The organism is Pseudosporangium ferrugineum (assembly GCF_003002065.1).
Lineage (GTDB): Bacteria > Actinomycetota > Actinomycetes > Mycobacteriales > Micromonosporaceae > Actinoplanes > Actinoplanes ferrugineus_A.
Genome location: NZ_PVZG01000002.1, coordinates 53,868 through 73,799, shown reverse-complemented (window position 1 = coordinate 73,799; position 19,932 = coordinate 53,868). Strand labels below are relative to the sequence as shown.

The 19,932-nt window shown below is 75.6% G+C and carries 14 protein-coding genes; 5 read left to right on the top strand and 9 right to left on the bottom strand.

What is annotated here, in order from left to right:
- Genes CLV70_RS04555 through CLV70_RS04530 form a run of 6 tightly spaced genes read right to left on the bottom strand, consistent with a single transcriptional unit; the run spans position 1 to position 11,220 of the window.
- Positions 1-2,892 (bottom strand): type I polyketide synthase, encoded by a 2,892-nt coding sequence (locus tag CLV70_RS04555; RefSeq protein ID WP_106125096.1) that lies wholly within the window; start codon positions 2,890-2,892, stop codon positions 1-3.
- A complete protein-coding gene (locus CLV70_RS04550; RefSeq protein WP_106125095.1) occupies positions 2,889-6,224 on the bottom strand; it encodes a non-ribosomal peptide synthetase in 3,336 nt (1,111 codons plus the stop codon). Before CLV70_RS04550 ends, CLV70_RS04555 begins: the two co-directional genes overlap by 4 nt.
- Position 6,225: 1 nt before the next feature.
- Positions 6,226-6,483 carry a phosphopantetheine-binding protein gene (locus CLV70_RS04545; protein WP_106125094.1) on the bottom strand — a complete coding sequence of 86 codons (258 nt, stop codon included), beginning with the start codon at positions 6,481-6,483 and terminating at the stop codon, positions 6,226-6,228.
- Positions 6,484-6,485: 2 nt separating this feature from the next.
- Positions 6,486-8,690 (bottom strand): beta-ketoacyl synthase N-terminal-like domain-containing protein, encoded by a 2,205-nt coding sequence (locus CLV70_RS04540; protein WP_106125093.1) that lies wholly within the window; start codon positions 8,688-8,690, stop codon positions 6,486-6,488.
- Positions 8,683-10,338, bottom strand: coding sequence for a condensation domain-containing protein (locus tag CLV70_RS04535; RefSeq protein WP_106125092.1), 1,656 nt, complete (start codon positions 10,336-10,338; stop codon positions 8,683-8,685). The genes CLV70_RS04540 and CLV70_RS04535 overlap by 8 nt, the downstream gene beginning before the upstream one ends.
- A gap of 15 nt (positions 10,339-10,353) precedes the next feature.
- Positions 10,354-11,220: an aminoglycoside phosphotransferase family protein gene (locus CLV70_RS04530; protein WP_106125091.1), complete on the bottom strand. Its 867-nt coding sequence runs from the start codon at positions 11,218-11,220 to the stop codon at positions 10,354-10,356.
- 131 nt (positions 11,221-11,351) lie between these two features.
- Here CLV70_RS04530 and CLV70_RS04525 point away from each other — a divergent pair, with 131 nt between their 5' ends.
- The 4 genes from CLV70_RS04525 to CLV70_RS04510 are packed head-to-tail and all read left to right on the top strand — an operon-like array spanning position 11,352 to position 16,880.
- The gene (locus CLV70_RS04525) at positions 11,352-12,584 is read left to right on the top strand and encodes an MFS transporter (RefSeq protein WP_146163955.1); all 1,233 of its coding nucleotides are present in this window, start codon (positions 11,352-11,354) and stop codon (positions 12,582-12,584) included.
- A gap of 23 nt (positions 12,585-12,607) precedes the next feature.
- A complete protein-coding gene (locus tag CLV70_RS04520; RefSeq protein ID WP_106125581.1) occupies positions 12,608-13,324 on the top strand; it encodes a thioesterase II family protein in 717 nt (238 codons plus the stop codon).
- Positions 13,321-14,145: an SDR family oxidoreductase gene (locus CLV70_RS04515; RefSeq protein WP_106125089.1), complete on the top strand. Its 825-nt coding sequence runs from the start codon at positions 13,321-13,323 to the stop codon at positions 14,143-14,145. The genes CLV70_RS04520 and CLV70_RS04515 overlap by 4 nt, the downstream gene beginning before the upstream one ends.
- A gap of 8 nt (positions 14,146-14,153) precedes the next feature.
- On the top strand, positions 14,154-16,880 hold the full coding sequence (locus tag CLV70_RS04510) for an amino acid adenylation domain-containing protein (RefSeq protein WP_106125088.1): 2,727 nt from the start codon (positions 14,154-14,156) through the stop codon (positions 16,878-16,880).
- A gap of 15 nt (positions 16,881-16,895) precedes the next feature.
- On the opposite strand, the gene CLV70_RS04505 is transcribed toward CLV70_RS04510, so the two are convergent.
- Both CLV70_RS04505 and CLV70_RS04500 read right to left on the bottom strand, forming a co-directional pair.
- Entirely contained in the window at positions 16,896-17,543 is a 648-nt protein-coding gene (locus CLV70_RS04505) for a LuxR C-terminal-related transcriptional regulator (RefSeq protein ID WP_211303630.1), read from the bottom strand.
- Positions 17,544-17,638: 95 nt separating this feature from the next.
- Positions 17,639-18,046, bottom strand: coding sequence for a winged helix-turn-helix transcriptional regulator (locus tag CLV70_RS04500; RefSeq protein WP_106125087.1), 408 nt, complete (start codon positions 18,044-18,046; stop codon positions 17,639-17,641).
- A gap of 114 nt (positions 18,047-18,160) precedes the next feature.
- Between CLV70_RS04500 and CLV70_RS04495 the strand changes: the two genes are divergently transcribed.
- Positions 18,161-19,258 (top strand): GDSL-type esterase/lipase family protein, encoded by a 1,098-nt coding sequence (locus CLV70_RS04495; RefSeq protein ID WP_106125086.1) that lies wholly within the window; start codon positions 18,161-18,163, stop codon positions 19,256-19,258.
- On the opposite strand, the gene CLV70_RS04490 is transcribed toward CLV70_RS04495, so the two are convergent.
- Positions 19,259-19,828, bottom strand: coding sequence for a TetR/AcrR family transcriptional regulator (locus tag CLV70_RS04490; RefSeq protein WP_106125085.1), 570 nt, complete (start codon positions 19,826-19,828; stop codon positions 19,259-19,261).
- Positions 19,829-19,932: the final 104 nt, after the last annotated feature.

Genomic DNA, 19,932 nt, shown 5'->3' with positions numbered 1-19,932 from the left:
TCAGCCCCGTCCCGCGGCGTCGACCAGGGCCGCCAGCGTGTCCGGCGTGGGCCGGCGGGACACCTCCTCGACGTCGATCGGCACGCCGAAGGCCCGGCGGGTGCGGGCGATCATCCGCAGGAACAGCAGCGACTCCCCGCCCAGGTCGAAGAAGTTCGACTCGCTGGTCACGCCCGCAATCCCGAGCACGTCGCGCCAGATCCCCATCACCCGCTCGACGGTGGTGCCCGCGCTCGGCGGCGGGGCCTCCTCCACCGGTGCGGAGGGGACCGGGCGGCCCGGCCCGGAGGTCAGCCAGTGCCGCGTACGGGCGAACGGGTACGTCGGCAGCACCGCCCGCCGCGCCCCGTCCGAGCCGCGGAACGCCGCCCAGTCGACGCCGGCGCCGGCGGCCCACAGCTCACCGACCGCCGCCACCAGCGCGTCGCCGCCGTCCGCGCGGCGGTCGGGCTGGACGGCCACGGTCGCCGCCGGGGTGCCGCCGGCCTGGCGTACCGCCCCGGTCAGCGCCCGGCCCGGTCCGACCTCCAGGAACACCGGGCGCGGCAGGGCGAGCGCGGTGCGGGCGGCCCGGTCGAAGCGCACCGGCGAGCGGAGCTGCCGGGCCCAGGCGGCGGCGTCGCGGTGACCGCCGCGCTCCAGCAGGTCGCCACTGCTCGCGTCGATGACGTCGAGGCGCCGGTCGTGCGCCGCCACGGTGGCCGCGTACCGGCCGAACTCCTCGGCGGCCGAGGTCATCATCCGCGAGTGGAACGCCCGCCGCGCCGGCAACGCGCGGTGCGTGAGGCCCGCCGCGTCGAGCCGCCCGCGCAGCCCGTCGAGCGCGCCGGCCGGGCCCGCCACGACCACCGCCCGCGGTCCGTTGACGGCGGCGAGGTCCAGATCGCCGAGGTGCGGCCGGACCTCGTCCTCGCCCGCGAAGACGATGAGCATGCCGCCGGGGGGCGCGTCCCGCATGAGGGCTCCCCGCTTCGCCACGAGCCGCAGCGCCGCCCCGAAGCCGAGCTCGCCGGCCAGGCAGGCGGCGGTGAACTCGCCGACCGAGTGGCCCAGCAGCGCGCCCGGGCGCAGGCCCCAGGTGGTCAGGAGGCGGCCGAGGGCGTACCCGTGGACGAGCAGCGCCGGCTGGGCCACGTCGGTGCGGTGGATCAGCTCCTCGGACGCGTCCCGGTCCAGCAGGACGTCGCGCAGGTCGAGGCCGAGGAGCGGCGCGAGGATGCGGGCCGCCCGGTCCACGTCGGCACGCACCGACGGGTGGGCGGCGTAGACGTCGGCGGCCATGCCGGGGAATTCCGCTCCCTGACCGGGGAGGAGGAAGACCAGGCTGGGCCGCCGCGCGGCGGCGCGACCGCCGTCGCGGGACAGGTCGCGGACGGCCTGCGCCACGTCCCGCGCGACGATCGCCTGCCGGTGCCGGAAGGGCCGCCGGTGCGACTGGAGGGTCAGGGCCGCGTCCCGCAGGCTCACGGACCCGGTCAGGCTCGCGGCCAGCCGGCGGCGGGCGGCGGCCAGGTCGTCCGGCGTACGCGCGGAGACCGTCAGCAGCGCGGGCCGCGAGGCCGGGCCGCCGTCCGGGCCGGCACCGGGCCGCGGCGCCTCCTCGAGGACGACGTGCACGTTGGTGCCGCCGAGGCCGAACGAGCTCACCGACCCGCGCCGGACGCCGCCGGGTTCCACGGTCCAGGGCCGCGCCGCCGGGTCGAGGGTGAAGGGGAACGAGTCCGAGGCGAACTCGTCGCGGGGCACGCCGAGCCCGGCCAGCGGCGGGATCCGGCGGGCCCGCAGCGCGAGGGCCACCTTGATCAGCCCGGCCACGCCCGCGGCGGCGTCGAGGTGCCCCACGTTGGCCTTGACCGACCCGAGCGAGCACGGCGGGGCGTCCGCGGCACGCTTGCCGAAGACCTCGGTGAGCGCCGCGAGCTCGATCTCGTCGCCGACCTCCGTGGCCGTGCCGTGCGCCTCCAGGTAGCCGACCGTGGCGGGGTCGACGCCGGCGTTCGCGTACGCCCGCCGCAGCACGTCGGCCTGGCCGGCCACGCCGGGAGCGGTGTAGCCGACCTTGGCGCCGCCGTCGTTGTTGATGGCCGAGCCCTTGATGACGGCGTGGACGAGGTCGCCGTCGCGCGCCGCGTCGGACGCGCGTTTCAGGGCGACGACCGCCACCGCGTTGCCCGGCACCGTGCCGGCGGCAGCGGCGTCGAAGGGGCGGCACGTGCCGTCCGGGGACAGGATGCCCTTGGGCTCGTACAGGTAGCCGGAATGCTGGGGCACCGCCACGCAGACGCCGCCGGCGAGCGCGACGTCGCAGTCGCCGGCGCGCAGGCTCTGGCACGCGAGGTGCACCGCCGTGAGCGAGGTCGAGCAGGCCGTCTGCACGGTCACCGCCGGGCCGGCGAGGTTCAGCCGGTACGCCAGCTTCGCCGCGAGGTGGTCCTTCTCGTTGCCCAGCACGACCGCGAGCAGGCCGTGGTCGCGGACGGTCGCAGGGTCCGCCAGGACGGTGTGGTGCAGGTAGTAGTTGAAGCCCGCGCCGGCGAAGGTGCCGACCCACCCGGGCGGCGCGGCGGTGATCAGCCCGCCCGACTCCAGCGCCTCCCACGCGGTCTGCAGCAGCAGCCGGTGCTGCGGGTCCATGAGCGCGGCCTCGCCCGGGACGACGCCGAAGAAGTCCGCGTCGAACAGGTCGGCGTCCGCGAGCACCCCGCGCGCCGGCACGTAGGCCGGGTCGTCCGCCTCGGCCGCGGGCACGCCCGAGGCGAGCAGGTCGGCGCGGTCGAGCGTACGGATGGAGATCCGCCCGGACGCCACGTTGGACCAGAACTCCTCCACATCGGCCGCGCCGGGGAAGCGACCGGCCATCCCGACGATCGCGATGTCCTCGTCACCGGTCATGACAGTCCTCCGGAGGTCAGCGCGTGCAGGTGGCCCGCGAGGGTCTGCACGGTCGGATAGCGGTACAGGTCGGTCAGCGGCAGCGGGTGGCCGCCCAGCTCGGCACGCAGGTGGGTGCGGACCACCGCCAGCCGCAGCGAGTCGCCGCCCACGTCGAAGAAGGCCTCGTCGACGTCGAAGTCGTCGGTGCCCAGCACGGCGGTCCACGCGTCGGCGACCAGCTTCTCCAGCCGGGCGATCGACAGCGTCCGGGTGCGGACCGGCGGCTCGGCGGCCGGGCGGGGCGCCGCGGCCAGTGCGTCGAGGTCCACCTTGCCGTTGCGGTTGAGCGGGAATTCCGCCACGACCGTCCAGCGCTGGGGGCGGGCGTGCGGCGCCAGCCCGGCCTCGACGGCGGTCCGTACGGGCGCGATGCCGTCCTGTCCCGGGTGGAGCTTGACCGCCGCGCACAGCCTCGCGGACCGCCCGTCGGTCGCGGGCGCGGCGAAGACCACGGCGTCGACGACGGCCGGGTGGCCCTTGATCCGGCGCTCCACGTCGGCGAGCTCGACCCGGTGCCCGGAGATCTTCACCTGCCGGTCGGTGCGCCCGAGGAACCGCAACTGCCCGTCCGAGCCCCACCGCACCAGGTCCCCGGTGTGGTACGCGCGCCCCTGCCCGTCACCGGTGAAGGCCGCCGCGGTGCGCCGGTCGTCGTGCAGGTAGCCGTCGGCCAGGCCCAGCCCGAGGGCGTACAGCTCGCCGACGCCGCCCGGCGGGACGGGACGGCCGTGGCGGTCGGCGACGACGACGTCCGTGCCGGCCACCGGGCGTCCGATCGGCATCGCCGGGCCCACCTCGTGCGCGGCGTCCACATGGAACGTGGTGGTGAACGTGGTGTTCTCGGTGGGGCCGTACCCGTTGGTGACGCGCAGGTCCGGGCAGCGCTCGAGCACCCGCCGCACGTGCTCGGGCGAGACGGCTCCGCCGCCGGTGAACAGCTGCCGCAGCCGGCCGAACGCGTCCGGCCGGTGGTCGGCCACGAGGTGGAACAGCCCGGAGGTCAGCCAGGCGTGGGTCACCGGCCGGGTGAGCAGGAATTCCGTCAGGCCCGCCGGCGTCGGCTCGGCCGGCGGGTAGACGTCGACCGTGTCGCCCCGGACGAGCGGCACCAGCAGTTCGAGGGTCGAGGCGTCGAAGGCCAGCGGGGCCAGGCGCAGCATGCGCAGCGGTGCCGTAGGGGCGAACATCGCACGGTCGGCGGCCAGCCGCAGCACGGCCCGGTGCGGCACCACGACGCCCTTGGGCACGCCCGTCGAGCCCGAGGTGAAGGACACGTACGCGGCGCGGCTGCCGTCCGGCGGTGCGGCCGGGGGCGGTTCCGCGTCCCCCGCCGGAGCGCCGGCCAGGGGGCAGTCCGTCACGGCGAGACCCCGCGGGCCGTCGGAGCGGTCGCTGACGCAGGCCCGGGGCGCGGCGATCGCCGTCACGTGGGCGTGCCACTCCGCCGTGGCGGTGCGGTCCACCGCCACGTAGCAGGCGCCGAGCCGCAGCACCCCCAGCACGGCGACCGCCTCGTCCACCGAGCGGCGCAGGTCGAGGGCGACCCGGTCGCCCGCGCCGACCCCGGCGCCCGCCAGCAGCCGCGACTGCTCGACCGCCGCAGCGTGCAACTGCCGGTACGTCAGCTCGCCGCCGTCGTCGCGGACGGCCACCGTGTCCGGCAGGTCCCGGGCGACCCGCGCGAAGCTGCTCCAAATGTCGCCGGGGGCGTCGGCGGCCGGGCCGGTGCCCCACTCGGCGAGCAGCCGGCGCTGCTCCGGCGCGATGGTCCGGGCCTCGGACAGGGGCGCGTCCGGCGCCTCGGTGAGCTCGCTCAGCGCCGCCTCCAGCGACCGGGCCAGCTCGCCGGCCTCGGCCGCGGTGAGGGCGCCGTGGGCGTACTCCAGCGCGAGGCGGGGCCGGTCCGACCACGTCTGTAGGTACAGCATCGCGTCGAAGACGGCGCCCCGGCAGTGTCCCTCGTGGACCGACCAGTCGCCGATCGTCTCGGGGACGAGTTCGTGGTGGGCGGCGAAACCGAGCTGCGCCACCGGGTTGCGGGCGGGGTCGGGCTCCTCGCCGACGGCGGCGACGAGCCGCTCGAACGGGACGTCCGCGTCGGCGACGGCCTGCGAGACCGCCTCGCCGATCCCGCGCACGAACGCGGCGCGGCCGAGGTCGTCGCCGGCCCGGCACCGGACGGGCACGACGCGCGTGTACAGCCCGACGCCGCCGAGCGTGGCGGCGTCGAAGCGCCCGGCCGCGGGGATCCCGAGCAGGAAATCGCCGAGACCGGTGCGGCGGGCCACCACCAGCGCCCACGCCGACATCAGCACGGTGGTCACGGTCACCGCGCAGCGGCGCGCGAGCCCGTCCACGGCCGTACGCAGGCCGGGCGGCAGGGTGAAGGCGAGCCGGGTGCCGGCTCCGCCGAGCTCGGCCGGGCGGGGCAGGTCGGTCGGCAGGCTCACCGACGTCGGCACCCCCGCGAGGCGGGCGCCGGCGCGCTCCAGGGCGGCCGGCAGCGCCCCGGAGGCCTCCACCGCGGCCAGCCGGTCGCCGGTCTGCTCCGGCGACGGGCCGCGGACGGCGTCGTCCCGGTCGGCGGCGTACAGCTCGGTGAACTCGCGGCAGAGCACGCCGATGCTCCACCCGTCCACGACGACGTGGTGGGCCAGGAGGGTGAGCAGGTGGCGGTCGCCCGTACGGGTCAGCACGAACGCCACCGGGGGGCGCTCGAACGGGCGCAGCAGCTCGGCGGCGGCCGGCCCGTACAGCTCGTGCACGGCGTCGACCGCCGGGCCGGGGAGCCCGGGCAGCGCCTGGTGCAGCAGCCTCGGGCGTTCGGCGGGGCCGAGCACGACCCGGCCGTACGACCCGGCGGACGCGACGAACATCGTGCGCAGCGACTCGTGCCGGGCGACGAGCCGGCCCAGGGCCCGGGCGACGCGGGACGGCTCCAGCGGCCCGGCGGCCTCGAGGGTGAACATGAGGTGGTACGGCCGGTCCCGCTCGAGCAGGTGCGCGGCCAGCATCGGGCGCTGGCCGGGCAGCAGCTCCCGGGTGGCCCGGCCCTGCTGCGCCGGGGGCGGCACCGGGTCGGCGTACGGCGACGCCGCGGCGAGCACCGTGCCCAGCGGCTCAGGGCCGAGGAGCCGGGCGAGGTCGACGGTCAGTGCCAGGTGCCGCTGGCCCAGGGAGAGCAGCTCGATGGCCTGGAGCGAGGTGCCGCCCCGCGCCACGAACGAGCTGCCGTCCTCCCCCGGGTCGAGAACCCGGGCGATCAGCGGCTCCCAGTCCGGGGTGGCCATCTCAGAACGGCCCGGTGGCGGGGGCCGCCGTCCGGACGATCTCCGTCATGGCGCCGAACGTGGTGTTGTCGAAGACGTGCGCCAGCCGTACATCCAGCTCCAGCTCCTCCCGGATGCGGGTGGTCAGGTCCAGCGCGGTCAGCGAGTGGCCGCCGAGCGCGAAGAAGTCGTCGTGCTCGTCGACCTGCTCGACACCGAGCACGTCCTTCCACAGCTGGGCGAGGGCCAGCACCCGAGTCTCGTCCGTGACGTCCTGCATCTCTACTGCTCCTTGATGACGTGTCGGTGGGTCGCGAAGGGGTAGGTGGGCAGCGGGATCCGCCGCCGTCCCCGGTCGTGGATCGGTTCCCAGGGGCCGCCGAACCCGAGCTGCCACAGGCCGGCGACGGCCTCGAGCAGTCCGAGGTGGTCGGCGGCGGCCAGCAGCACCGGGGAGACGCCGTCCGCCGGCGCCGGCAGGGCGGGCCCGACGGCGAGGCAGGCGGCCGGGTCGAGGCCGGTCAGCGCTTCGGCGACCGGGCCGGGGTGCACCGGGACGGCGGGGGCCGCGACCGGGGCCGGGATTCCGCCCCGGGCGAGCGCCTCCGCGGCGTCGCCCACCGTGAACACCCCGGCGACGCAGGCCGCGGCGATTTCCCCGGCGCCCGGGCCCAGCACCGCACGGGGCTGGATGCCGCGGCTGAGCACGCCGCGGGCGAGGGCCACCGCCGCGGCGAACGTGGCCAGGCGGTCCAGGTCGCTGCCGGGCGCCGCGTCCCGGAGCGCGGCGTGCGGGTCCGCGCCGAGCAGCCCGCCGACCCGGCCGGCGACCTCGTCGAGGACCGCCCGGTACACCGGGTCGGCGGTGTCCACCGGCCGCAGCCGGCCGGTGAACGCCAGGACCACTCCCCGGCTGCGCCGCCGCTCGTCGAGCTGGCGCCGGGTGTCCGCGGCCCGCAGCGCCCGCCCGGCGCCGGCCGCGTCCGCGACCACCGCGGCGCGCCAGGGCATCGGGGTACGGCCGGCCCGCAGCGTGAACGCCGCGTCGGCGAACCGGTCGCCGGGCCGGCGCTCGGCGTGTTCCGCCAGCTCGTGCAGGCGCCGGTCGAGCGCGTCCGACGATCTGGCCGAGACCAGGAGCACCTGCGGTGCCGCGGGCCCGGCCGGCTCCGGCTGCGGCAGCGCCTCCTCCAGCACGACGTGGGCGTTGGTGCCGCCGATGCCGAAGGCGCTCACGCCCGCACGCCGGACGCCGCCGACGGGTTCCCACGGCTCGGCCTTGGCGGGCACGCGGAACGGCGTACGGTCCAGGGCGAGGTGCGGGTTGGGGGTCTCGAAGTGCGCCACCGGCGGGACGGTGCGGTGCCGCAGGGCCAGGACCATCTTGATGAGGCCCACGACGCCCGCGGCGGTGTCGAGGTGCCCGATGTTGGACTTGACCGCCGTCAGTGCGCACTGCCGGGTGCGGGTGCCGGTGTCGAACACCTCCCGCAGGCCGGCGACCTCCACCGGGTCGCCCAGCGCGGTGCCCGTGCCGTGCGTCTCGACGACGCCGATGCTGTCCGGCTCGACGCCGGCGACCGCCAGCGCGGCCCTGATCACCGCGGCCTGGCCGGCGGGCCCGGGGGCGGTGAAGCCGGTCTTGCGCGAGCCGTCGTTGTTGATCGCCGTCCCGGCGATGACGGCGTGGATCGTGTCGCCGTCGCGCCGCGCGTCCTCGAGCCGCTTGAGCACCACGACGCCGACGCCGTCGCCGGGCACGGTGCCGCTCGCCGCGGCGTCGAACGTCCGGCAGCGCCCGTCCGGCGAGAAGATGCCGCCCTGCTGGTAGAGGTGGGCACGGCGGGACGGCGGCGCCACCGTGGCGGCGCCGGCCAGGGCCATGTCCGTCTCGTACGTGAGCAGGCTCTGCACCGCCGTGTGCACCGCCACCAGCGACGTCGAGCAGGCGGTCTGCAGGGTCAGCGCCGGCCCTTGCAGGTTGAGCTTGTAGGCGATCCGGGTGCCGGCGAAGTCCTTGTCGTTGCCGATCACCAGCATCAGGCCGGCCGCGTCGGCGATCGCCGCCCGGTGCTTGAGGACCTTGTCGATCAGGTAGACGTTCATGCCGGTGCCGACGTACACGCCGGTCCGGTTGCCGTTCGCGGCGACGGGCGGCTGCCCGGCGTGTTCCAGCGCGGCCCACGCGCACATCAGCAGGAGCCGCTGCTGCGGGTCGATGAGCGCGCTCTCGTCGGGCGAGTAGCCGAAGAGCTCCGCGTCGAACCGGAACGGGTCGGGCAGCACGCCGTGCGCCGGCACCAGGTTGGCGCGGGCCAGCAGCTCCGGGGCGACGCCCCAGGCGGCGAGCTCCTCGCGGTCGAAGTGGCCGACCGAGTCGACGCCGTGCTCGATGTTGTCCCAGAACAGGTCGAGGTCGTCGTCCGCGCCCGGCACCCGGGCCGCCATCCCGACGACGGCCACGCGTCCCGCGTCGTCGTCAGCCACGGCCGCCTCCCGCGAGGGCGCGCCGGCGCTCGGCCAGTCCGCGGACGGCGGCGTCGCGCCGGGCCGTGCGGTCGCCGTCTAGCGCGGCGGGGGCGGGTGCCGCGGTCAGGTGCCGCGCGCAGGCCTCGACGCTGCCGCACCGGAACAGGTCCACCATGGCCATGTCGAACCCGGCCCGGCTCATCGCCTGCTGGAGCGCGATCATGCCGAGGCTGGTGCCGCCGAGGTCGAAGAAGTTGTCGCCCGCCGCGACGTCGGGCCGGCGGAGGACCTCGGCCCAGATCAGCCGGATCCGTTCCCGCACCTCGCGGTCCGCGTCCGGGACCGTGGCGCCCGGCGTGACGGCGGCCGGCCCGGCCGGGGCCGGGGCCGGGGCCCAGCGGATCCGGTGGAGGTCGGGCTCCGCGCCGGGCGGCGCCTGGGCCACCGCGCTCAGGGTGGCGACGTACGCGTCCAGCAGGGCGGTCACGGTGCCGACACCGAAGAGGTCGGTGCTGTATTCGGCGCGGACGAACGGCCGGTCCGCGTTGAGGTCGACGGACACCCCGAGGTCGAACTTGGCGGCGTCGATCTCGGCCTCGACCTCGGTGACCGCCAGGCCGGCGAACTCCGGCAGGCGGAACGGGAAGTTCTGCACGCCGAACGACGTCTGGACCAGCGGGGCGCGGCTGTCGCCACGGACGGCCGCGACGATCCGCTCGAAGGGCACGTGCTGGTGGGCGAGCGCGGACAGGGTGGCCTCGCGGACCCGCTGGACGAGCCCGGTGAACGGCAGGCCGCCCGACGCGTCGAGGCGCACGGGCAGGATGTTCACCAGGCACCCGACCAGCGCCTCCTGCTCCTCCTCCAGGCGGTTCGCCACCGGCACCCCGATGACGAGGTCCCGGGCGAGCAGGCCGGCGTACGCGGCCAGCGCGGTGACGAACAGCGTGACGTGCCGGGCGCGCGACCATTCGGTCAGCCCCGCGAGCAGTTCGGCGGGCAGCGGCCGGGTGAGCACCGCGCCGCGGTCGCCGAGCACCTCCGGGCGCGGCCGGTCGGTGGGCAGGGCGAGGGCCGGTGCCCCGGCGAGCCTCCCGCGCCAGAAGGCCAGGCTGTCGTCGCCGGTCTCCCACTCCTCGCGTTGGGCGACGGAGTAGTCCAGATAGGACGGCGCGGCGGCGACGGGCACGCCGTTGTACAACGCGGCCAGGTCGGCCAGCAGGAGGCCCACCGACCAGCCGTCGCAGGCGATGTGATGCACCAGCACCACCAGCGCGTGCTCCGCCGGCGACCACGACACGATCGTGGCCCGCAGCAGCGGCCCGGCGTCGAGCGGGAACGCTTCCCGGGCGCCCCGGGTGACGAGGCCACGCAGGTAGGCGTCCCCCGCCTCCTCGTCCTCCGCCGGGCGGGACACGACCTCGATCGCGGGTTCCGCCGCGGGGTCGATCCGCTGGAACAGGCGGCCGTCACGCACCTCGAAGGTGGTGCGCAGGGCGTCGTGCCGGCTGACCAGGTCCCGCAGGGCCCGGCGCAGCCGGCCGGCGTCGAGGTCGCCACGCAGCCGCAGCGCGAACGCCACCACGTAGCCGGCGTGACCGGGTTGCAGCTTGTCGACGAAGAACAGGCGCTCGTGCGCGAAGGACGCGGGGCCGGTGCGCGACATACGAAATCTCCTCTGTCAGCCGCGCAGCGGCGGGGTGTCCAGGTACGCCCGGATGGCGGCGGCGTGGGCCGGCTTCACGTGCGAGGCGTCGGCGAAGGCGATCGGCGCGGTGACCCGGCACCAGGTGTCGTACCGCTCGAGGTCGAGGTCGTATGCCTTGGCCAGCTCGTCGCGGCGGCGCAGGATCTCCTCGCGGGTGGTGCCCTCCAGCGCGAAGTCGATGGCGTCGAAGCACGGGTCGCCGACGCAGCAGATGGGGTCGACGGCGACCAGTCCGCGCTCCTCGCCGTCGATCACGTTGCCGAGATGCAGGTCGCCGTGGAGCAGCACCTCGCGGGGCTGCGTGGCGATCAGCTCGTCGCGCAGCTGCGGACTGGTGCCCAGGTCGGCGCCGCGACGCTTGGCCGACTCGAACAGCACCTCGGTCCAGCCGTGCAGCCGGCGGGGCGCCCGCCCGGGCAGCGGCACGGAGTGCAGGTCGCGCAGGAAGGCCGCGTACTCCTCCCCGGTGGGCGGGGTGGGCAGGTCCTCCGCCAGCACCCCGGAGCCGATCAGCTCGATGAGCGCCGCCTCGCCCTCGTGCTCGAACACGATCGGCACCCGCCCGCTGGGCAGTTGCAGGCGCAGCATCTTCACCTCCTCGGCGAGGATCGACGGGTCCGGGCAGATCTTCAGGACGGTGGGGCCCTGCGGGCCGGCGCACCGGAACGTGACCGAGGATCTGCCACGGCCGATCCGCGCCTCGATGGTCAGGTCCCACCGGGCGGCGATGTCCGTGACCCGGGCGGGCAGTCCTTCGCACCACGGGTCGACCCGGGAACCGAACCGCCGCTGCAGCCGGTTGGCGAGCCATGCAAGGTCGAGTGTGCTGAGGTCCAACATGACGTCCACCCTGGCCGCCCGGCGTCCCGGCGGGCAGGGCGCGGGTTCCCGGCCGTACCGGGAAACGTTCCCGGGTCCGCCCTGGCCGGCGACCCTGCCGGCCGGGCGCCCGGCCGCCGCACGATGTGCCGGTGCGATTCATTCCGTCCGAACCGGACCTTCGAAAGCTGATGGGCATACGGCTGGCCGAATCGGTCGGCAAGGGCGTGTTCATGAGCGGCAACGTCATCTACTTCACGCTGGCCGTGGGGCTGAGTCCCGCCCAGGTCGGCCTCGGCATCTCCGCCGCCAGCCTGGCCGGCTTCACCGCCTCGCTGCTGCTCGGCATGGTGTCCGACCGGATCGGCGCCCGGCGCCTGCTGACCATCCTGTTCGTCGCCGAGGCGGTGGGCTTCACGCTCTACCCGCTGGTGCACTCGCTCCCGGTCTTCTTCGCCCTCATCGTGGTGATGGGCTTCCTGGAGTTCGGCACCGGCCCGTCGATGGCGGCGCTGATCGGGACGCTCGTCCCGCCGGAGAACCGGGTGCGGATGCGGGCCGTCATGCGCACCGTGTTCAACATCGGGTTCAGCATCGGCAGCGGCATCGCCGCCGTCGCCGTGCTCGGACGCGACGTGCTCGACGCCATCCCCCTGTCCACGGCGGTGCTCATCGCCGTCGCGGCGCTGCTGGTGCGCTTCCTGCCCGCGGACCGGGCCCGGCCCACCGCCGTACGCGCCAAGAAGTTCTCGGCGGTGCGCGACCTGCGCTTCGTCTCCGTCGTCGGGCTGTCCTCCGTGCTGGCCACGCACGTCAACATCGTGCTGGTGGCGCTGCCGCTGTGGGTGCTGACCCGCACGTCGGCGCCGCACTGGACGGTCCCGCTGATGCTGGTCCTCAACACGGCGTTCGTCATCACTTTCCAGGTGCGGGCGAGCCGCGGCGCGGACACCCTCAGCGGCGCCTCGCGGATGGCGCGCCGCTCCGGGGTCTGGCTGGCCGCCGCCTGCGGGATCGCGGCCGTCACCACCTGGACCTCGAACACCGTCGTCACCATGGCCGTGCTGATCACCGCGCTGCTGGTCTTCTCCGTCACCGAGGTGATGCAGTCCGCGTCGGCCTGGGGGATGGCGTACGGGCTGGCCCCAGAGCGCGCGCCGGCCGAGTACCTGGGCACGTTCGACCTGCACGTCATCAGCCAGAACGTGGTCGGGCCGGCGCTGCTCTCCGGCATCGTCATCGCGTTCGGGGCGTGGGGCTGGGGGCTCATCGCCGCGGTGGTGCTGGTCGCCGCCGCGCTCATCGTGCCCGCCGCCCAGCGGGCCCGCCGGCCGGACTCCCCGGTCGAGGACGCGGCGCCGGCCGTACCGGTGGCCGGCTCATGAACCTGTCACGCGAGGAGACGACCATGCCCGTCCAGCTGCTGTGCGTGCCGTTCGCGGGTGCCGGCGCCAGCTTCTTCCACCCCTGGCGCGACGCGGAGGTCGCCGGTGTCACGGTGCACCCGGTGCAGCTGCCGGGCCGCGAGCGGCGCATCGCGGAGGCGCCGTGCACCGACGTGCACCGGGCCGCCGACGGCCTGCTGGAGGAGGTCGCCCGGCTGCCGCTGGGGCCGGGACCGCTGGCGCTGTTCGGGCACAGCCTCGGGGCGGTGCTCGCGTACGAGCTGGCCCGGCGGCTCGAGGCGAACGGCATTCCGGTGGCGCGCCTGTTCGTCAGCGGCTCCCCGGACCCGTGGACGGTCCGCGAGCGGCGGGCGAGCGGCCTCGACGACGACCGGTTCCTGGCCCGCGTCGAGGAGCTCGCCGGCTACCGGCACCCGGTCTTCGACCACCCCGAGATGCGCGAGATCCTGCTGCCGGCGCTGCGCGCGGACGTGGAGATGCACGAGGCGTACCGGCCGCTCTCGGCCGAGCCCCTCGCGGCGCCGATCACCGTGCTGCACGCCGTCTCCGACGAGCTGGTCAGCCTCGGGCAGGCGGCGGGCTGGAAGGCGGCCACCGCCGCCGCCTTCGAGCTGGTCGAGCTGCCGGGCGGCCACATGTACCTGACCGGGTCACCGGCGGTGGTCCTGTCCGTCGTGGCCCGCTCGACCGCCGAGCCGGCGGTCCGGGGTCCACGATGAGGCTGACCGGCAGAACAGCCATCATCACCGGGGCCGCGCGCGGCCTGGGGCGGGCCTGCGCCGTACGGTTCGCCGCCGAGGGGGCCGACCTGGTCCTCGTCGACGTGGCGGCCGACCTCGACGAGGTCCCCTACCCGCTGGGGACGGCCGAGCAGCTGGCCGGGACGGCGGCGCGGTGCCGGGAGCACGGCGCCACGGTCCTGACCGTCGAGGGCGACGTCCGAGACGAGGCCGCCGCGACGGCCGTCGCCCGCGCGGCGCTGGACCGGTTCGGCCGCATCGACGTGCTGGTGAACAACGCCGGCATCGCGGCGCCCGCCGGCAAGGCGATCCACGAGATCACCGAGCGGGAGTGGGCGGTCATGATCGACGTCGACCTCTCCGGCGCCTGGCGGATGATCAAGGCGGTCGTCCCGGCCATGCTGGACCGCCGGGACGGGAGCATCGTCAACATCGCCTCCACGGCGGGGCTCGTCGGCTACCGGAACTTCGCCGGCTACGTCGCCGCCAAGCACGGGATCATCGGGCTGACCCGGGCCGCCGCGCTGGACTACGCCCCGCTCAAGGTGCGGATCAACGCGCTGTGCCCCGGCTCGGTGCGCGACGATCCCGCCGTCGAGGGCCGGATGCTCTCCGAGATCGCCCGCTGCCTCGACGTGCCGGTCGCCCAGCACGAGGCGACCTTCGTCCAGGCCCAGCCCATGAACGCGCTCGTCGAGCCCGCCGACGTCGCGGCCGCCGCCCTGTGGCTGGCCGGCGACGACGCCCGCCAGGTCACCGGGACCGTCCAGGTGGTCGACGGCGGATTCACCGCACGCTAGGAGTCCGCATGGATGCCCGTCATTTCTTCACCCATCCCGAGTACGGCACCCGGCCCGAACGCGCCACGCACGGACTGGTGGTGCCGCTGCCCGCCGGTGGGCTCGCCGGCGGTTCGCCCGTACAAGTCTGGTCGCAGACCCTGCCGGTCCCGCGCCGCCACCACGAGGCCGCGCGGCAGCGGCGGCGCGAGCTGCGCCGGCCGGTCCCGGCTCCGGGCGTGCGGGCGGTGCTGCTCCGGTACGCCGACGGCCGCGCCGACCTCGTGCTGAGCGCGCACCGTGCCGCGCTGGGCCCGGCGGACCTGGACCGGCTCGCCCGCGAGCTGACCGGCGCCGCCACCCCCGGCACGCCGCCGGCACCGGGTGCACCACCCGGACCGTGGACCGCCCCGGTGGCCCCGGCACCCGCCTTCGGCCTCGGCGACGGCACCCGCGCGGGCCGGTACGCCCGTGCCGAGCTGGGTTCGGTGCCGTGCCCCCGCCCGGAGCCGGCGCAGCTCGTCGCCGCGACGGCGCTGGTGCTGGCACGCTACGGCGAACCGGCGGCGTTCGCGGTGGTCGGCCCGGACGCGGTCACGGTCGCGGTGCCGGAGGTCGCCGACGACGACACGCTCGACGCCCTGACCCGGCGGGCCGAGGCGGGTCTGCACGCCGGCCCGGACGCCGACCGGCTGCCCGCACTAGGCATCCTGCTGCCCGCGACCGACCCGGCGGTCCGGTGCGAGCCGGCCGCCCCGCCGTTCCCGGTGACGGTCGCCTGGCGGTGGCAGCCGGACGGGCGGCTCACCGGTCACTGCCTCTTCGACGAGGCGTACCTGGCACCGGCGGTGGCGGCGGCGTTCGCCCCGCAGCTGCTCCGGGCCGCCGCCGCCCTGGCCGGTCGGCCACTGTCCACCTTGGTCTCCGACGTGGAGCTGATGACCCCCGAGGAGACCGCCCGGGTCCTCGGCGCCGGCCGGACCCCGGCGGGAACCGGCCGGCGCCGGGGCACCGTCCACGCCGCCTTCGCCGCCCTCGCCCGGGAGCGGCCGGACGCTCCCGCCTTCACCGACGGGGCGACGACGCTGACGTACGGCGAGCTGTCCGGCCGCGCGGAGCTGCTCGCCGCGGCCATGCGTGATCGCGGCGCGGGCCCCGGCACCCGGGTGGGCGTCTGCCTGGATCGCGGCGCCGAACTCATGACCGTACTGCTCGGCGTGCTGATGACCGGCGCCGCGTACGTGCCGATGGACGTCCGCGCGCCCGCCGACCGGCTCGCCTTCACCGTCCGGGACGCGCGGCCGGCCCTGGTCGTCACCGACGTCGACGGCTTCCCCGAGGTCGACGGCGTGCCGCTGACCTCGCCGGACAAGTTGCGCGCGGACGGCCCGGCCGCGCGCCCCGTCGCGTCCGCGGGCGGACCGGACGACCCCGCGTACATCATCTACACCTCCGGGTCGACCGGCCGCCCGAAGGGGGTTCTCGTGCCGCACCGCAACGTCATGGCGCTGCTCGACGCGACGGCCGGCGACCTGGGGCTCGGCCCCGGCGACGTGTGGACGCTGTTCCACTCCGCCGCGTTCGACTTCTCGGTGTGGGAGATGTGGGGCTGCCTGCTCACCGGCGGGCGCCTGGTCGGCGTGCCGTACTGGGTGTCCCGCTCGCCGGAGGAGTTCCACGAGCTGGTCAGCCGGGAGCGGGTCACCGTGCTCAGCCAGACGCCGTCGGCCTTCGCCCAGCTGCGCGACGCGGACGCCGAGGCGCCGCGCGGGCTGTCCGTACGCCTGGTCGTCTTCGGCGGCGAACCGCTGGACGCCTCGGCGCTGCGGGCGTTCCACGACCGGCATCCGCGTACGCGCCTGGTGAACATGTTCGGGATCACCGAGACGACGGTCCACGTCACCACCCGTACGGTGACGCCCGCCGACATGGCGTCACGGTCGCGCTCGGTCGGCACCGCCCTGCCGGGATGGTCCGTCTCGGTCCGCGACGGCCGGGGCCGCCCGTTGCCGTTCGGCGCCGAGGGCGAGATCTGGGTCGGCGGCGCGGGCGTGGCCGCCGGCTACCTCAACCGCGACGAGCTGACCTCGGCACGGTTCCGGCCGGACGGGCACGCCGGCGGCACGATCTACCGCAGCGGCGACCGGGGCCGGTTGCGTCCCGACGGGCAGCTGGAACACCTCGGGCGGCTGGACAACCAGGTGCAGCTGCGCGGGCACCGGGTCGAGCCGGACGAGGTGCGCGCCGTCCTGCGGGAGCAGCCGGGCGTGACCGAGGCCGCCGTGGTGGTCACCGGCGCGGCGGAGGAGGCGCGGCTCGACGCGTACGTGGTGCTCGACGGCGGCTCGGCGACCGCCGTACGCCGCGCGGCGGCCCGCATGCTGCCGGAGTACATGCTGCCCAGCACCGTGACCGCGGTGCCCGCCCTGCCGCTGACCATCAACGGCAAGCTCGACGTCGCCGCGCTTCCCGCCCCCACCGGCGGCGAGCCTCCGGCGCCGGCGGCGGACCCGCCGCCGGCGGACGGGATCACCGGCGCCCTGCTCGACATCTGGGGCAGCGTCTTCGGCCGCGCGGTCACCGTCGACGACGACTTCTTCGAGCTGGGCGGCAACTCGCTGCTGGCGGTCCGGCTCTTCGCCGCCCAGAGCCGGGCGGGCCTGCCCCGGGTGTCGCTGCGCGAGCTGTACCTGCGGCCGACCATCACCCGGCTCGCCGACGCGATGGCGAACGCACCGGCCGGGACCGGGGCGTGAACGGGCCGGCCGCGGCTACCGGCGGCCCAGCCCGGCCTCGCGGGCCAGGACGATCGCGCCCGGGCGCCCGTCCACCCGCAGCTTGCCGAAGATCACCGAGAGGTGGTTGCTGACGGTCTTGGGCGACAGCTGGAGCCGGGTGGCGATCGCCGCGTTGCGCAGGCCGGTCGCCACCAGGTCGAGCACCTGCCGCTCCCGCGCGGTCAGCCCGGGGAAGGCCTCCTCCGGCGCGGGCGGCACGGCGAGCAGGCCGGTCAGCCGGCGAGCGATCACGGACCCGAAGACCGCCTCGCCCGCGGCGAGGCCCCGGACCGCCCGGAGGATCCCCTCGTCGCCCGTGCTCTTGAGCAGATAGCCGCTGGCGCCGGCCCGCATGGCCGCGAGCACGGACGCGTCGTCGTCGCGGGTCGTGAAGATCAGGACGGCCACGCCGGGCGCCCGTTGCAGAACCTCCGCGATGGCCTCGGTCCCGCCGCACAGGTCCAGGTCCAGGATCAGCACGTCGGGCCGGTGCGCCGACGCCAGCCGGACCGCGTCGCGCCGGGTGTCCGCCTCGGCGGCGATCCGCACGCCGGTGCCGGAGCCCAGCAGCGCCCGCAGCCCGTTGCGCACGACGGGCTGCGGGTCGGCCACCACCACCGTCACCTCGCTGATCGACGACACACCACGACCTCCATCCGTACGGGGAGTGAACACTCCCCGACAGACTGTGGACGCCTGGTGTTCAGCAAGACTTCGGCAATCGTTAAATCGCCAGGTCAGGCGTCCCGGGCGTCGTACGTCTCGCGGTGGGCGAGCACCTCGTCCATGTGCTCCTGGGCCCACGCCTTGAGGCCCCGCATCAGCAGGTGCAGCGAGGAGCCGAGCGCGGTCAGCTCGTACGTGACGGTGACCGGCACCGTCGGGGTCACGGCGCGGGTGACCAGGCCGTCGCGTTCCAGCGAGCGGAGCGTCTGAGTGAGCATCTTCTGGCTGATCCCGGCGAGCAGGCGGCCCAGCTCCGAGTAGCGCATCGGCCCGCCGGCGCCGCCCAGGGCCGCCAGGATCAGGGTGACCCACTTGTCGGAGATCCGGTCGAGCAGCTTGCGGCTGGGGCAGCCGGCCAGGAACGCGTCGTACTCCGCCTTGGCCCGCGCCCGCCGCTGGGCCGCCGTGGTCGTCGCCATCCCCGTTCCTTCCTCGGGCTCACTTACGCACCTTCGGGTACGTACTTCCCATCGGGAAGTTGCCTAACCATAGTGGTGCAGCAAGCCCAGCAGTTACCAGAACGGAGGCTCACCATGTGGACGGCCGGATTCCGTACGGCGATGATCAGCCCGTACGAGCCCATCAGGTTCAGCGAGCCGCGCGGCTTCGCCGACCAGACCCTGCGTCAGCGCATCCACCTGGCCGGCGGCGGGGAGAGCATCCGCGTACGCCTCTCGAACCGCTACGGCCGCACCCCGCTCACGATCGGCGCCGCCACCGCGGGGACCGGGCACCGCCTGGCGGCCCTCACGTTCGGCGGCATCGGCAAGCTCGTGATCCCGCCGCGGGAGGAGGCGGTCTCGGATCCCGTGGACCTGCCGGTCGCCGCCGGGGCCGATCTCACCGTCAGCCTCTACCTGCCCGGGGAGACGGGACTGACGACGTACTCGCACATGGCGCTGGAGACCGCCCGGACGGCCGCCGGCGATCACACCGCCTCCGCCACCCTGCCGGACGAGGAGCGGGTGGCGGGCCGGTTCATCGTCTCGGGCGTCGACGTGCTCGCGCCGGACGACACCGCGGTCGCCGTGGCGTTCGGCGACTCCTGGTTCGAGGGTGTCGGCACGACTCCGGGCGCGGACCGCCGCTCGGTGGACCTCCTGAACCGGCGGCTGGACCGGGGCTGGGTCGTCAACCAGGGCCTGTCCGGGAACCGGCTGCTGGTCGACGGGGTCGGCGAGCACGCCCTGGCGCGCTTCGACCGCGACGTGCTCGCGATCCCCGGCGTCACCCACGTCCTGGTCTTCCTCGGCATCAACGACCTCGTCCTGCCCCGCATGTACGGCGCGGCCCCCGCCACGTCCGGCGAGTTGATCGAGGGCTTCACCGCGCTGGCCGCCCGCGCCCACGACGCCGGCCTGAGGATCCTGGCGGGCACGATCGGCCCGTTCGGGGGCGCCACCTACGAGGGGCTGAGCACGCCCGAGGGCCTCGCCGCCCGCCGCGAGGTCAACGACTGGCTCCGCGGCACCACCGCCGTCGACGCGTTCTTCGACGTGGACCGGGCGGTGGCCGACCCCGGCGCCCCCGACCGCATCCGCCCGGACCTGGACGCCGGCGACGGCATGCACCTCAACGACGCCGGCGCCCGGGCCATGGCCGCCTCGGTGGACCTGGCCGAGCTCGGGTGATCAGGGGCGGGGCCGGATGCCGTCCAGCGCCATGGTCAGCACCCGGTCCCGCTGGGCGTCCTGCACGAAATTCGCCCCGCTGACGCCGTTGACCAGGAAGAGCACGTCGTCGAAGCTCACGTCGCCGCGGGCCTGGCCGGCCTGCTGGGCCCGTTCGAGGAGCGGGCGGCCGGCCGCGTGGATGATGTCGCGGCCCGCCACGAACATCTCCTCCTGGTGCGCGATCGCGTCGTAGACGGCCTTCTTGGTGGTCGCGTAGCTGACGAACTGGCGCAACCAGGTCTCCAGGGCGTCCCAGGGGCCGAGATGGCCCAGGTCCGCCGCCGTCCGCGCCAGGGCCTCCACCTCGTCCAGGTAGACGGCCTCGAACAGGTGCGCCCGGGTGGGGAAGTTGCGGTAGAGCGTGGCGATGTTGACCCCGGCGCGGCGGGCGATCCCCTCCAGCGACCCGGCGGCGCCGTCGGTGGCGAAGACCTCCCGGGCGGCGTCGATCAGCGCGTCGAAGTTGCGCCGGGCATCGGCTCGCAGCGGCCGCCGTACGGTGCGCGCCGCGGGCTCCGTCGTATCCATCACACACACCTCCGGGACCACCACGATTGACAAACGCAGGACCCCCTTCGCTAAAGTGAAGGCACCCCTTCGCTAAGGCGCAGGTCCTCCTTCACTTTAGGCCC